Origin of the sequence: Corynebacterium bovis DSM 20582 = CIP 54.80, assembly GCF_030408615.1 — a bacterium.
Classification (GTDB): Bacteria; Actinomycetota; Actinomycetes; order Mycobacteriales; family Mycobacteriaceae; genus Corynebacterium; species Corynebacterium bovis.
Genome location: NZ_CP047187.1, coordinates 1269497 through 1283782, shown reverse-complemented (window position 1 = coordinate 1283782; position 14286 = coordinate 1269497). Strand labels below are relative to the sequence as shown.

General features: G+C 72.5%; 13 protein-coding genes and 3 tRNA genes. 2 read left to right on the top strand and 14 right to left on the bottom strand.

The features are described 5' to 3' along the window. Window positions 1-65: 65 nt before the first annotated feature. The 14 genes from pdxT to CBOVI_RS05060 form a co-directional block, all read right to left on the bottom strand. A complete protein-coding gene (gene pdxT, locus CBOVI_RS05125; protein WP_010272594.1) occupies window positions 66-668 on the bottom strand; it encodes a pyridoxal 5'-phosphate synthase glutaminase subunit PdxT in 603 nt (200 codons plus the stop codon). Further along, window positions 665-1576, bottom strand: a complete 912-nt coding sequence (locus tag CBOVI_RS05120) for an acyl-CoA thioesterase (protein ID WP_010272596.1) — start codon at window positions 1574-1576, stop codon at window positions 665-667. Before CBOVI_RS05120 ends, pdxT begins: the two co-directional genes overlap by 4 nt. Window positions 1577-1667: 91 nt before the next feature. Continuing rightward, the gene (gene pdxS / locus CBOVI_RS05115; RefSeq protein ID WP_010272597.1) at window positions 1668-2567 is read right to left on the bottom strand and encodes a pyridoxal 5'-phosphate synthase lyase subunit PdxS; all 900 of its coding nucleotides are present in this window, start codon (window positions 2565-2567) and stop codon (window positions 1668-1670) included. A gap of 159 nt (window positions 2568-2726) precedes the next feature. Next, a complete protein-coding gene (locus CBOVI_RS05110) occupies window positions 2727-3209 on the bottom strand; it encodes a hypothetical protein (RefSeq protein WP_010272599.1) in 483 nt (160 codons plus the stop codon). Continuing rightward, on the bottom strand, window positions 3206-4375 hold the full coding sequence (locus tag CBOVI_RS05105) for a glycosyltransferase family 4 protein (protein ID WP_010272600.1): 1170 nt from the start codon (window positions 4373-4375) through the stop codon (window positions 3206-3208). Before CBOVI_RS05105 ends, CBOVI_RS05110 begins: the two co-directional genes overlap by 4 nt. Further along, window positions 4372-5334: a phosphatidylinositol mannoside acyltransferase gene (locus CBOVI_RS05100; protein ID WP_010272603.1), complete on the bottom strand. Its 963-nt coding sequence runs from the start codon at window positions 5332-5334 to the stop codon at window positions 4372-4374. The genes CBOVI_RS05105 and CBOVI_RS05100 overlap by 4 nt, the downstream gene beginning before the upstream one ends. After that, a complete protein-coding gene (gene pgsA / locus CBOVI_RS05095) occupies window positions 5331-6083 on the bottom strand; it encodes a phosphatidylinositol phosphate synthase (protein WP_010272605.1) in 753 nt (250 codons plus the stop codon). The genes CBOVI_RS05100 and pgsA overlap by 4 nt, the downstream gene beginning before the upstream one ends. Next, entirely contained in the window at window positions 6084-6671 is a 588-nt protein-coding gene (locus CBOVI_RS05090) for an HIT family protein (protein ID WP_010272607.1), read from the bottom strand. After that, window positions 6655-8643: a threonine--tRNA ligase gene (thrS, locus tag CBOVI_RS05085; RefSeq protein WP_083826101.1), complete on the bottom strand. Its 1989-nt coding sequence runs from the start codon at window positions 8641-8643 to the stop codon at window positions 6655-6657. The genes CBOVI_RS05090 and thrS overlap by 17 nt, the downstream gene beginning before the upstream one ends. Before the next feature lie 202 nt (window positions 8644-8845). Continuing rightward, a complete protein-coding gene (locus tag CBOVI_RS05080; RefSeq protein WP_232625878.1) occupies window positions 8846-10168 on the bottom strand; it encodes a Dyp-type peroxidase in 1323 nt (440 codons plus the stop codon). 23 nt (window positions 10169-10191) lie between these two features. Continuing rightward, complete coding sequence (locus CBOVI_RS05075) at window positions 10192-10860, bottom strand: copper chaperone PCu(A)C (protein WP_010272613.1); 669 nt, start codon at window positions 10858-10860, stop codon at window positions 10192-10194. 162 nt (window positions 10861-11022) lie between these two features. After that, the gene (locus tag CBOVI_RS05070; RefSeq protein ID WP_010272615.1) at window positions 11023-11763 is read right to left on the bottom strand and encodes a copper resistance CopC family protein; all 741 of its coding nucleotides are present in this window, start codon (window positions 11761-11763) and stop codon (window positions 11023-11025) included. Between the two features lie 573 nt (window positions 11764-12336). Further along, window positions 12337-12681, bottom strand: a complete 345-nt coding sequence (locus CBOVI_RS05065) for a transglycosylase family protein (RefSeq protein WP_043362757.1) — start codon at window positions 12679-12681, stop codon at window positions 12337-12339. Window positions 12682-13668: 987 nt separating this feature from the next. Continuing rightward, a tRNA-Val gene (locus tag CBOVI_RS05060) sits at window positions 13669-13740 on the bottom strand. Window positions 13741-14070: 330 nt separating this feature from the next. Between CBOVI_RS05060 and CBOVI_RS05055 the strand changes: the two genes are divergently transcribed. Together CBOVI_RS05055 and CBOVI_RS05050 are read left to right on the top strand one after the other, a co-directional pair. Beyond that, window positions 14071-14143: transfer RNA gene (locus CBOVI_RS05055), tRNA-Gly, on the top strand. 70 nt (window positions 14144-14213) lie between these two features. Further along, window positions 14214-14285, top strand: a tRNA-Cys gene (locus tag CBOVI_RS05050). Window position 14286: the final 1 nt, after the last annotated feature.

Below are 14286 nucleotides of genomic sequence, written 5' to 3'. Positions count from 1 at the left end.
CTAGTGCACGGCCCCGGGGCGTCCGACGCCACCACGGGCGCGGCGCGTCCGCGGCCCGGGCGGGGTCACCGGGTCCCGGCGACGATGTCGAGGAAGTACCGGTGCATCCGGTCGTCCTCGGTGAGTTCCGGGTGGAAGGAGATGCCCAGGACCACGCCCTGGCGGACCGCGACGACCGCCCCGTCGGCGGGCCCGTCGGTGACGCGGGCGAGGACCTCGACGTCGTCGCCGACCCGCTCGACCCACGGGGCCCGGATGAACACGGCGTGGACGGGGTCGTCGACCCCGCTGACGTCGAGGTCGGTCTCGAAGGACGCGACCTGGCGGCCGAAGGCGTTGCGCCGGACGGCGATGTCGAGCGCCCCGAGGCTGCGCGCGTCGGGCCGGGTGTCGAGGACCTCCCGGGAGAGCATGATGAGCCCGGCGCACGTGCCGAAGGCGGGCAGGCCCGCGGCGAGCGCGTCGCGCAGCGGCTCGAACATGCCGCCGACGGTGAGCAGCGTCGACATCGTCGTCGACTCCCCTCCCGGGAGCACGATCCCGTCGAGCCCCTCGAGGTGGGCGGTGCGGCGCACCTCGACGGCGGTCGCCCCGAGGCGTTCGAGGGCACGGACGTGCTCCCGCACGCCACCCTGGACGGCGAGGACGCCGATGACCGGGGCGCTCACCGGGTCTCCCCCGTCGCCGTCCGGCCGTCGGCGCTCTCCGCGACGCCGTCCCGGAACGGGATGGCCCCGCCCTTCGACGGCTCGAGCGCCCGGGTGAGGCCCTCCTGGGTGACGACGGCGACGAGCTCACCCTGCCGGTTGAAGATCCGGCCGTGGGTCAGCGCCCGGCCGGCGTGCGCCGACGGGGAGGTCTGGTCGTAGAGCAGCCACTCGTCCGCCCGGAACGGCCGGAGGAACCACATCGCGTGGTCGAGCGACGCCTCCTGGAACGTCTGCCCCTGGTGCGGGACGAGCGCGCTGCTCAGCAGCGTCATGTCGGACATGTAGGCGAGCGTGCACACGTGGACGGTGTCGTCGTCGGGGAGGGACTCCCGCGTGCGGAACCAGACGACCTGCTGGGAGGCCCGGTCCGGGTCGTGCCGGTAGTTCTCCGGGGGGACGACCCGGATGTCCCAGTCGGACCACTTTTGGAAGAGGGCCCGGCGCACCGGGGGGTTGTCCGAGGGGTCGACGACGACGTCCTCCGGGGCCGGGACGTCCCGCATCCGGTCGGCGTGCTCCGGTCCGGCGTCACGGCCGTGGTGGAAGCTCGCCTGCATGATGAAGATCGCGTGCCCGTTCTGGATGGCCTTGACGGACCGCATGACGAACGACCGTCCGTCCCGCACCCGGTCGACGAGGTACGTCGTCGGCTCGTCCGAGTTGCCCGGGGCGACGAAGTAGCCGTGGAGGGAGTGGACCCGGAACCCCTCGGCGACGGTCTGCGTCGCCGCGACGAGACTCTGGGAGGCGACCTGGCCACCGAAGGTCCGCGTCAAGGTCGAGGGGATGACCCTGCCGCGGTAGATGTCGTCGTCGATCCTCTCGAGGTCGAGGACGTCGTTGATCCGGGACCGGACGTCGTTCACTGTCGGGCTCCTCTGTCGTGTGCGCGGGTGAGGTCGGGCGGTGGGGGCGTGCCCGCACCGGGGGCGGACACGACGGACGGGGTGGCGGTCGTCACCACCCGCGCTCGGCGAGGCGGTGCGGCTGCGGGATGTCGTCGACGTTGATGCCGACCATCGCCTCACCGAGACCGCGGGACACCTCGGCGATCGTCGCGGGGTCGTCGAAGTTCTGCGTCGCGCGGACGATCGCCCGGGCCCGGCTCGCCGGGTCGCCGGACTTGAAGATGCCGGAGCCGACGAACACGCCCTCGGCGCCGAGCTGCATCATCATCGCCGCGTCGGCGGGGGTGGCGATGCCGCCGGCGGTGAACAGCACGACGGGCAGGGAGCCCTTCTCCGCGACCTCGCGGACGAGCTCGTACGGGGCCTGGAGCTCCTTCGCGGCGACGTACAGCTCGTCGGGGGCCATGGACGACAGGCGGTTGATCTCCGCGCGGATCGTCCGCATGTGGGTGACGGCGTTCGACACGTCGCCGGTCCCGGCCTCGCCCTTGGAGCGGATCATCGCCGCGCCCTCGTTGATTCGGCGGAGGGCCTCGCCGAGGTTCGTCGCCCCGCACACGAACGGCACGGTGAAGGAGAACTTTTCGATGTGGTTGGCGTAGTCGGCCGGGGTGAGGACCTCGGACTCGTCGATGAAGTCCACGCCGAGGCTCTCGAGGACCTGGGCCTCGACGAAGTGTCCGATGCGGGCCTTCGCCATGACCGGGATCGACACGGCGTCGATGATGCCCTCGATCATGTCCGGGTCGGACATCCGCGAGACCCCGCCCTCGGCACGGATGTCCGCCGGGACGCGCTCGAGGGCCATGACCGCCGTGGCCCCGGCGTCCTCGGCGATCTTCGCCTGCTCGGGGGTGACGACGTCCATGATGACGCCGCCCTTCAGCATGTCCGCCAGGCCGCGCTTGACCCGCGCGGTCCCGCGGGAGCTGTCGCTTGCTGCACTCATCTGTAGCCTCGTTTCCTCGTCATGACTGTTGTGGTGGGCCGGTCGGGCACCCGGTCACCGGTCCGGCCCCACCGTCGCGTCGATTCTAACCGCGCGGGGCGTCAACGGTTCCACCGGCCACCACGTCACGGCCCCGGAACGGCCCCGCCGCGCCGCGCGTCAGTCCTGGCCGCCGGCGGCGAGTCCCTCGTAGTACTCGGGCAGCGGCGCGGACCCGGACAGCCGGAAGCCCCGGACGACGGCCCGTTGGCGCACGAGCCGGGTGTCGGCGACGGCGTCGTTGTAGAACCGGGCGGCGAGGTCCACCTTCGTCGACGCCTCGACGAACGCGGGGTGCGTGAGCACCGCCGGGTCGAGGTGGCGCAGCACCGCGTTCTCCGCGTCCGACCGCGCGTCCATGTCCGTCGGCCGCAGGGCGACGCTCGACGCCCGGCCGAGGCTCGCCGCCAGTTCCGGCTGGAGGACCGCGATGACACCCGAGCGGGACATGAGCGCACCCTCGAGGCTCAACCGGGCGGAGTCGGTCCGGATGTGCAGCCGGTTGAGCCGGGTCGCGAGCCCGGACAGCCACATGCCGAGGAGCGCGAGGACGAGCACGACGAGCCCGACGACGAGGACCCACGCGGGGATGAGGCCGGTCACGCCCGCCTCACCTTCCTGCCCGGCTGCACGACGGTCTCGTAGACCCGTTCGACGGCGGTCGTGACGGAGTCCCAGTCGTACGTCGCGGCGCGCGCGACGCTGCGCTCGACCAGTGCGGCCCGCCCGGCGTCGTCCTCGAGCAGGTCGATGACGCGGCGGGCGAGCTCCCGCCCGGACCCGTTGCCGAAGAGGTGCCCCGCGTCCCCGTGGTCGGTGACGGCGAGGAAGGCCGGCAGGTCACTGGCGACGACGGCCGCCCCCGCGGCCATCGCCTCCACGAGCACGATGCCGAAGCTCTCCCCTCCCGTGTTCGGCGCGACGTACACGTCCGAGGCGGCGAGGGCCCGGGCCTTGTCCGCGTCCGACACGCGTCCCAGCACCCGCACGGTCGCGCGGTCCCCCGGCCGGTCGGGCCGGTCGAGGCCGTCGACCCAGCTCACGCCGGCCTCCCGGAGACGTCGGTGGAGGACCTCGACGTCACCGCTGCCGGCGACGAGGACCTCCACGTCCGGCACGGCCCGGACGATCGCCGGCAGGGCCGCGAGCAGGACGTGGAACCCCTTGCGCGGTTCCTCGAAGCGGCCGAGGAACATGACCCGCGGCCGGTCGGGGTCGAGCCCGGGCAGCGGGGACGCCTCCCGGTAGATCCGCGTGTCGACCCCGTTCGGGATGAGCACCGGGTCCCCGGCGAGCATCTCGACCTGCCACCGCCGCGCCTCCTCCGAGACGGCGATGCCGGCGTGGATCTTCTCGAGGAACGGGCGCAGCACCGGCAGGAAGATCCGCAGGATGAGCGACTCCGACGCGGAGGCGTGGTACGTCGCGACGAGCGGTCCGTCGGCGACGGCGAGCGTGATCATGGAGTAGCTCGGTGAGTTCGGCTCGTGGAGGTGCACGACGTCGAAGTCGTGGCCGGAGATCCAGCGCCGGAGGTGCCGCCACGTCGGGGGCCCGAAGGACAGGCGGGCGACGGACCCGTTGTAGGGGATGGGGATCGAGCCGCCCCCGAGGTCGGCGAAGTCCGGGACCTCCGCGGCCGCCGTGCCGGGGCCGATGAGGCTGACCTCGTGGCCGCGGCGCTGCAGCTCGGTGCAGAGCTGGATCGCGTGCGCCTGGACCCCGCCGGGCTCGTCGAAGGAGTACGGGCAGACCATGCCGATCTTCACCGGTCGGACACCCCGTCCCCCGTGCTCCCCGACGTCGCGTCGGGGGTGCCGCCCTCGGCGCGGAGCCGGCGGCGGTCACTGAGGTCGTCGAACCACAACGGCTGGAGCATGTGCCAGTCCGCGGGGTTCAGGGCGATGTTCGCCGCCATCTGGTCGGCGGTGTCCTGGACGACCTCGGCGAGCGGCCGGGCGGTGTCCGTCGGCCGGTTGACGCGGAACCCCCAGCCGGGGCCGTCGAAGTAGCTGTGGACGACGTGGAGGTTCGCCCCGGTGCGCTGCGCGAGGAGGGCCGGACCGGCCGGGATGCTCGTGCGCTCGCCGAAGAAGGACACCGGCACGCCGTGACCGCTGAGGTCCCGGTCCCCGAGCAGGCACACGATGCCGTCGTTCTCCAGGACCTCGACCATCGCCTCGAACGGCGGCTGCTCGGAGCCGGTGAGGGCGATGATCCGGAAGCCGAGGGACTCGCGGTAGGCGACGAAGGCGTCGAACAGGCTCTCCGGCCGCAGCCGCTCGGCGACCGTCGTGAACGTGCCGTAGTTGTTCGCCAGCCACAGGCCGGCCATGTCCCAGTTGCCCGAGTGCGGGAGGACGAGCACCGTGCCCCGGCCGTCCTCACGGGACTCCCGCAGGACCTCGAGCTCCGCGGGGTCGAAACCCCGGTCGAGGCGGCGCAGCAGCTCCGGGCCCTGGATCCGGGGAAGCTGGAACGCCTCCTTCCAGTAGCGCATGTAGGAGCGCATGCTGTCGCGGACGAGCTCGCGGGTGACGGCGGCGGGGCCGACGACCCGGGCGAGGTTCGCCCGGAGCTGGGCCGGGCCGGTCCCGCCGTGCGAGGCCCGGTCCGCCCCGGCGGCGAAGGCTGCGGAGGCCAGCCCGTCGGGGACGCGGGCGGTGACGGCCCACCCCGTCCGGTAGGCCAGGGCGACGAGGTCGTCGCGGGACAGGACGGACGTCATGACCGGCCCTCCCCCGCCGTCGGCCCGCGGCGGCCGTCGTCGTCACGGGCGGTGGCGTGACCGTCGTCGTCCCCGGGACGGCCCGGTGCCTCCGCGGGGAACTCGCGAGCCCCGGTCGGGGCGGCGATCCGTTCCTGACCCCCCTCGGCGCGGGCGACGATGACGAGCCGTTCGAGGACGGTGTACACCGACCCGACGGCGAGGAGGGTGAGGCCGGCCCCGAGCAGGTAGGGGATGCCGAGCCCCCCGGCCCCGAGGCCGAGCGTGACGAGCCCGATGATCAGCCGCTCGGGCCGTTCGATGAGGCCGCCGTCGACCTTGATCCCCGACGCCTCGGCGCGGGCCTTGACGTAGGAGGTCACCTGGCTCGCGACGATGATGACGAGCGCCGCGATGAGCAGCCAGGGTGAGGACGTGTCGTGGACCCGGGCGAGCCACCACGCGACGGCGCCGAACAGCGCCCCGTCGGCGATCCGGTCGCACGTGGCGTCGAGCGTCGCGCCGAACTTCGTCCCGCCGCCGCGCATCCGGGCCATCGTCCCGTCGACCATGTCGGTGAGGACGGTGAGGCCGATGAGCAGCCCGGCGAGGAAGTGGTGCCCCGTCGGGACGAGGGTCACCGCGAAGGCCACGGCGAGCACCGTGCTGCACACGGTCACGGCGTTGGGCGTCACACCCCAGGTCACCAGACGGCGCGCGACCGGCTCAATGACCACCGCCATGGGGCCGCGCCCCCGCACACTCAGCATTTAGTCCAGTTCCTCCCACGCCTCCGCCAGCAGGCGCCGTGTCTCCCCGAGGACCTGGGGAAGCACCGTGGTCCCGCTGATGACTGTCATGAAACTAGCATCTCCGGTCCACCGGGGCACGACGTGCTGGTGGAGGTGGTTCGGCACGGAACCGCCCGACGGGCGGCCCAGGTTCATGCCGATGTTCAGCGCGTCCGGCCGGGACACGCGCCGCAGCACGCGCACCGCCTTCTTCGTGAACGCGGTGAGTTCGACCGTCTCCGCGTCCGTGAGGTCCTCGTACGAGGCGACCTGACGGTACGGGACGATCATCATGTGGCCGGGGTTGTACGGGTACAGGTTGAGGACGCAGTACACCTCCTCACCGCGCGCGACGATGAGCGCCTCCTCGTCGGACTTCTCCGGGAGGTCGACGAAGGGGTCGTCGGAGCGGCCGGTCGTCGTGACGTAGGCGGACCGGTAGGGTGCCCACAGCCTGACGAGGCGGTCGTCGTCCCCGACGCCGTGGTCGCGGACCACCCGGCCGTTCGTCCGCGGGTCGTGGTCGGCCCCGTCGCCGGGGTCCGTGGGGTCAGAGGAGTTCTGCAACGGTGGCCTCACTCGGCTGGTCGTTACGGCGGGCGCGCACCCAGTCCGTGATGATCCGGACCGCGGTCTCCCGCGGCACCCCGTTGACCTGGGTGCCGTCGAGGAAGCGGAAGCTCACGGCGTCGGCCTCGACGTCGCGGGCCCCGGCGAGGAGCATGAACGGCACCCGGCCGGTGGTGTGCGTACGGATCTTCTTCTGCATCCGCTCGTCGGACGTGTCCACCTCCGCGCGGACACCCTCGGCCCGCAGGGCGGCGGCCACGGTCTCGAGCTGCGGCACGAACTCGTCGGCAACCGGGATGCCGACGACCTGGTGCGGGGCGAGCCACACCGGGAAGGCCCCGGCGTAGTGCTCGAGCAGCACGCCGAAGAACCGCTCGATCGACCCGAACAGGGCCCGGTGGATCATGACCGGACGGCGACGGGAGCCGTCGGCCGCCGTGTACGTGAGGTCGAACAGTTCCGGCAGGTTGAAGTCCAGCTGCACGGTCGACATCTGCCAGGTCCGGCCGATGGCGTCGCGGGCCTGGACGGAGATCTTCGGACCGTAGAAGGCGGCGCCGGCGGGGTCCGGGACGAGCTCGAAGCCGGAGTCCTCGCCGACCTTGCGCAGGGTCTCCGTCGCCCGCTCCCAGACGTCGTCCTCACCGACGTACTTGTTCGGGTCCTTGGTGGACAGCTCGAGGTAGAAGTCGTTGAGCCCGTAGTCCTTGAGCAGGGAGATGATGAACTGGAGAACCGTGCGGATCTCCTCCTCCATCTGCTCCTCGGTGCAGTAGATGTGGGCGTCGTCCTGGGTGAAGCCACGCGCCCGGGTAAGGCCGTGGACGACACCGGACTTCTCGTACCGGTACACCGTGCCGAACTCGAACAGCCGCAGCGGCAGTTCCCGGTACGACCGTCCCCGCGAGGCGAAGATGAGGTTGTGCATCGGGCAGTTCATGGGCTTGACGTAGTAGTCCTGCCCGGGCTTCGTCTCGTTGCCGTCGGCGTCGTGCTCCGCGTCGAGCAGCATGGGCGGGAACATGCCCTCGGAGTACCAGTTGAGGTGCTGGGACTTCCGGAAGAGGTCGCCCTTGGTCACGTGCGGGGTGTTGACGAGCGAGTAGCCGTCGGCCAGGTGGCGGCGGAGCGAGTGCTGCTCCATCTCGTTGCGGACGATCGCCCCGTCCGGGTGGAACACGGGGAACCCGGAGCCGATCTCGTCCGGGAAGCTGAAGAGGTCCAGTTCGTTGCCCAGGCGGCGGTGGTCGCGCTTCTCCGCCTCCTCGAGCATCGTCTGGTACTCGTCGAGCGCCTCCTTCGACTCCCAGGCGGTGCCGTAGATCCGCTGGAGGCCGGCCTTGGACTGGTCGCCGCGCCAGTAGGCCGCCGAGGACCGGGTGAGCGCGAAAGCCGGGATGTACCGCGTGGTGGGCACGTGCGGTCCACGGCAGAGATCGTACCACTCGACCTCCCCGGTGCGCGGGTTGACGTTGCGGTAGGCCGTGAGCTCCCCCGCCCCGACCTCCGCGGCCGCGTCGTCCTCGGGAAGGTCGCCGCGGGACTTGTCGTCGACGAGCTCCAGCTTGTACGGCTCGTCGAGGTACTCGGCGCGGGCCTCCTCGACGGACCCGTAGGTGACCCGCTCGAACCGCTGACCGGACTTGATGATCTTCTTCATCGTCTTCTCGAGCCGCCGGAGGTCCTCCGGGGTGAACGGCTCGGCGACGTCGAAGTCGTAGTAGAAGCCGTTCTCGATGGCCGGCCCGATGCCGAGCTTCGTGCCCGGGAACTCCCGCTGGACGGCCTGGGCGAGGACGTGCGCGCAGGAGTGGCGGATGACACCGCGGCCCTCCGGCGACGCGGCGCGCACGGCGGTGACCGTCGTGTCCTGGTCCGGGGTGAAGGACAGGTCCCGGAGGGTGCCGTCGTCCTCGCGGACGCAGACCACCGCCTCCGGGCCCTTCGTCGGCAGATCGAGCTCACGCATCGCCGCGCCGGCCGTCTCACCGGCGGGGACGGCGAAACGGACGTCGGCGGAACCGGCCACGCCGGTTGCTGGTTCACTCACGGTCAGGATGCTCCTTGCGTCTCGGTGTCTGGCGGTCACATACCCGGTGACGGCCACGAACGGGGATGAGTTTACCCGGCCGCCCGGACAGGCCCGCGTCCACCCGGCGGGACGCGGTCCGTCACCCCTCGATGAGACCGCGGCCCCAGTAGTCGGTGTCGCCGCCGGTCGTCCCGGGCGGGCACAGGAACACCGCGGACCCGACGTGGGTGATCCACTGGTTCAGCCGGTCGCCCTCGGCGAGCCGGCGTTGGACCGGGATGAAGGACTCCCGCGGGTCACGCTGGAAGCAGGTGAAGATGAGCCCGCTGTCGCTGAGCGTCGGGTCACCGGCCGAGACGGGCTCGTCGTAGTTGTAGGCCCGCCGGAGCATCCGCTGCCGGGGGTCGCGCCCCTCGTGCGTCGCCAACGCCATGTGGCTGTGCCGGTCGATGACGGGCAGACCGTCGTCGCCGAGCCGGTCGAAGTCCGCCGGGGTGAACTCTTCCCCGCCGGTCAGCGGCGCACCCGTCGTCACGGTCCGCCCGAAGGCGACCTCCCGGCTGTCCCGGTCGACCTCCTCCCAGGCGGGCATGTCGAAGGCGATGCGCCGGACGATCATCGCGGTCCCGCCGGCGGTCGGCCCCGGTCCGGGGATCCAGACCTGGTCGTCGAGCTCCGCGGCGGTACGGGGGTTGACCGTCCCGTCCTTGAAGCCGAAGAGGTTCCGCGGTGTCCCCGCGCGTCCCGCCTGGTCGGGCGAGAGTCCCGACGCCGCCCCGGCGTCCCCGCCCCGGTCGCCGTCGCCGTCGCGTCGCGTCATGTCGAGGAACCCGCGTTGCGTCCAGCGGGGACGGGCGTAGTCCGCGCCCCCGCGGACGAGCACGCGGAGCGCGTGACTGAGCGTGGTGCGGTCGTCGCCGCACACCTGGAGGACGATGTCCCCGCCGCCCCACCGGGGGTCGAGCCGGTCGCCGCGGAACGCCGGCAGCGGGGCCAGCCACGCCGGCCGGACGTCCTCCCGGCCGGCCGCACGGAACAGACCTTCACCGAACCCGCAGGTCACGGTGAGGTTCGCCGGCTCCGCGGACAGTTCCGGCTCGAGGTCGGCGAGCGCCGGCCGGCCCCCGCACATCCGCCGGGCGTCGCCGGTCCAGATCCGCAGCAGGCGCTGGACCTCCCGCCGCCCGGCCCCGCGTCGGAGGTCGAAGGCGACGGTGACGTTGTGGCGTTGCGCCGGGGTGCCGATCCCCGCCTGGTGTTCGCCGTCGAAGGGGACGGACTGCGCGGGCACGGCGTCGGCACCGTCGTTCCCCGCCTGCGACCGGTCGCGTCCGGTGCCGTCGGTGACGGAGCAGGCCGACGCGACGGCCGCGACCGAGACCCCCGCCGAGGCGACCCCCACCCCGGCGAGAAAACCCCTCCTCGTCACCGACGGACCGGCCGGCACGGCGGGTTCTGACACGACGTGACCTCTCCCCGGGACGATCAGGGGGCGACGGGCGCGGACGTCGCGGCCATGGACGGCATCGGGGACATGGAGCCCGGCGTGGAGCCGCCCTCGGCGTAGTCCTCGTGGCCGGACTGCTGGACGCGGACGGGGATGTCGCGCAGCTCGTGCGTGCCGCCCCGGGAGTCGGTGAGCGTGAGGGAGACGGCGTCGCCGGCGGCGATGTCGTCCCGGTTGTCCATGACCATGATGTGGTCGCCGCCGGGCCGGAGGGTGACCGTCCCGTGGGCCGGGACGGTGAGGCCGCCCGAGCGCGGACGCATCGCACCGTCGACGACCTCGTGGATCTCGAACCGGCCCGGGATGCTGCCGGCGACCTGCGTGATCGTGACGTCCTCGTCGGAGCCGTTGCGGAGCTCGCCGAAGACCGCGGTCATCTCGGTGTCAGGGCTCTTCGCCCCGACGTACCCCTCCTCGAGGGTCACCGCCTCCTCACCGGCGGCCTGGGCGGTGGTCGACGCCGCGGCCCCGGCGGAGGAGCTCGGCGAGACAGCGGCCGCGGGCGTCGTGCCGCCGGTCGTGGCGGTGTCGACGCGCTGGTCGGAGTCCGTCTGGCTGTTCGAGCACGCGCCGAGCACGAGGGTCGAGGCGACCGCGGCCACGACGATGCTGCGACGGGTACGCGTGGGGGTGATCTTCGGGGACATTCTTCTCACTACCGTTTCTGTGTCTGGGTGACGGGATCGCGGGGGATCCCGCTGGTCTCTCATGCCGCCGGGGCCGCCCCTCCGCCGGACGGGCGGGCGGGGACGGGTCCCGGGGACGATTTTAGGCCGTGGCCACGTGCGCCGGAAACGCGGACGCCGCGGTCAGCGGCCGGACGGGTCGTCGACCGGCCCGGTCCCGCCGTCGGGGCCGGTGGTGTCCGTCGGGCCCGCGGTGTCGGCGCCGTCCGCGTCCCGTGACCGCCCGATGCGGCGGTACTGGCTGATCGCGACGGCGAGGGCACCGAGGATGACGATGATCGAGCCGACGGGGATGAGCCAGCCCGGGAGCCCGGTCGACCGCGCCTGGTCGCCGGTGTTCCCGTCCGTCGACCCCTCCGCGTCGGCGGAGCCGGAACCGCCCTGCTCCCCGGTGGATCCCGCCGACCCGGCGGCCGTGGTGGCCCCGCCGTCGCCGGCGACCGTGAACCCGATGCTCCCGCGGGTCGCGTGGCCGTCGGACGAGGTGATCTGGTAGCCGACGGTGTACCCGCCGGGGGTGAAGTCCGTGCCCTCGGGGACGTCGACGGTGAGGGTGCGGCCGTTGATGGACGGCTCGGCGGTGAAGAGGACCTTCTTCTCGTCCTTCCGGGAGACCGCGACGGAGTCGAAGTCGCCCTTCGGCTGCCCGGAGAACTCCAGGCTGATCGTCCGGGGCGGGGTGGTCACGGTCTCGCCGTTGGCGGGGCTGGAGGACACGACGACGTCGTGCGCCGCGGCGACGGGGACGAGCCCGCCGAGGACCCCGCCCCCCACGACGGCCGGTCCCGCGCCGAGGCAGAGTGCGCCGGCCGCGGCGACGGCGGCGATGCGCCGGCGGGGTGCTGTGGTGCGTGTACGTGTCATGTCTCGTGACCCTCCTGGATCAGATCGGGGCTGCCGTCCGGCGTCGGTGACGACGGACCGGACCGGGGTCCGGGTGCCGTCCCGGTCGCCGTGTCCCCCTGACCGTAGGCTGCCCCCGGCCCGGGGTGTCGCGCGACCCGCCCGGTCCGGGGGTGCGGGGACCCGGTGGACGGCGTCGGCGGGACGGCATCGGGTGGACGGCGACCGGCGGGCGGCTGGACCGCGTCGGCCGGGCGGCGTCATGTCTGAGCTGTCGCCGCCGGGCACCGGATAGTTCCCGGGGCACCCGTCGTCGGCGCGTCCCCTCCCCCGCCGCGGCCCTGCCCGCCGGGGTTTCCGACCAGGTGGATGCGTATTTTCCTCCGTGCCGGCCGGCCCCGGGCCGGGGGTGGTCGGCGCGGCGCCGCAGGGACCGGGCGCGGGACGGCCGACAGCCCCTCCCCGGAATGCACGCCCGCCCCCCCGGAGCGCACGACCGGGCCGTCCTCCCCCGGAACGCACGACGGGCCGCCCACCCGTGTCACCGGTTCGGTGACGGGGTGGACGGCCCGGCGGTGCGGATCGTCAGCGGCCTCAGCCGGCGACGGGACCGCCGCAGTTCGGCCAGGCACCGGCGCCCTGGGAGGCGAGGACGCTCTCGGCGACCTGGATCTGCTGCTCACGGGAGGCCTGGTCGGCGGTCGGGGCGAACTCCGTGCCACCGTTGGCGGCCCACGTCTCGGGGGTGAACTGCAGCCCACCCTGGAAGCCGTTGCCGGTGTTCGCCGCCCAGTCTCCACCGGCCTCACAGGCGGCGACCTGGTCCCACGCCTCCGGCGCGGCGGCCGTGGCGGCGGGGGCCGAGAGCATGACTCCGCCCGTGACCGCTGCCGCCCCGAGGGCGAGTGCAGCGGTGGATCGTGCGATGAGTCGTGACATAAGTGAGTCTCTCCTTGGAGTCGCGTGCAACTGGCGTTGTTCCCACCGCGGGTCCGGGTCCGGACCTCGGCGCGGTGCCGGGCCCGTCACCGGGCCCACCTCTCGGAACCGTCAGCGACGGCCCCGGGGCATGTCGAGCCACCCTGCCGGTCGTGCCGGGCCATTTCAAGCGAGTGCTTTGTGAAATTGCCGGCACTCGTCTTTTCGTGTGACTGTTGTCACACACCCGGGGACGACGTCCCCCTCGGCGGACGACCGCCTCCGCGCGTGCCGTGCGCTGGGGCGACACCGGCGTGGGACGGGTCGGCAGCGGCCACGTCTGACGGACCCTCGCGGCGGCGGTGCAGACGTGGCCGTCGGAAAAGATTCCGGGACCCCGGCCCCGACGCGCCGGTCCCCGGGATCTCGGCGAGCCCTTCCTCACCGCGCACCGACGCCGATACGGCGCCCTCCGTGTCCGCCCCCACGGGACCGGGCCCGGTGTTTCAGGGCCGGAGCCACGGCCGTCAGACAGTTGAGACGTGGAACAGACGCATGCACCAGACGCCCGGAACAGGCGTCACGTTCTCGACTGCCCCATCGCCCCCACCGGTGGTCGAGACGTTCTCGACTGCCGCATCGGCCCCACCCGGGGGTCGAGCGCGCTCGTCCACCGGGCGGGCGTCTCCACCCGTGAACCACTGGCGGGGGACTCACTGACAGAGAAGGAACGATGGTGCCCCTGATTCAGGGCGGTCCGGCGGTCACGCACACGACCCCCGCGGGTACTCTCTCCGTGCCACCGGTCCGTCGTTGTCGCAGGTGCTTCGTCGCTCCCCGGCCTTTCCTCGCTCCCCGACCCTCGTTCTCCCCGGTACTTTGTTGTCCCCTACCCTGCGTTGTCCCCTACCCTGCGTTGTCCCCGGTCCTGCGTTGTCCCCGGTCCTGCGTTGTCCCGGAAACGACAAACGCACGCGGCCCCACTGGGGGACCGCGTGCGTTGTGTTGTGGTCCTAGCTGGGATCGAACCAGCGACCTTTCCGGTGTGAACGGAACGCTCTTCCACTGAGCCATAGGACCGTGAGCCAGGACGTAATCTAGCACCACCCCTGCGCAACGCCATAACTGTCCACGTCGTCGGCCGTTTTTCAGCGGTCCTCCACCCCTCGGAGGTGCTCGTCGGCACCGGCGGCGGGGTACCGGGCGTCGGGCAGACGGCCGCGCGCCGGTGGCCGCCCCGGGCAGCCTCGGGGCGGCCACCGGACCCGCCGTACGGTCGAGCCACAACGGGCCCGGGGGGCCTCGTGAGGATGGGCCGCGACCACCCCGGAAGGATCACACGCTGGGGATTTGTCACCGGCGTAGGGGTCAGGCTAGAGTTCTGTGGCGCACCGCCAATTGGTGGCGCACGCGGATGTAGCGCAGTTGGTAGCGCATCACCTTGCCAAGGTGAGGGTCGCGGGTTCGAGTCCCGTCATCCGCTCAGGGTTCACGTTCGCCCGCCGCATCCCACGCGGCGCGGCGGGCGGAGACTCACGAGGCGGTAACGCCACGGTGGAATGGCTGAGTGGCTTAGGCAACGGTCTGCAAAACCGTGTACACGGGTTCGATTCCCGTTTCCACCTC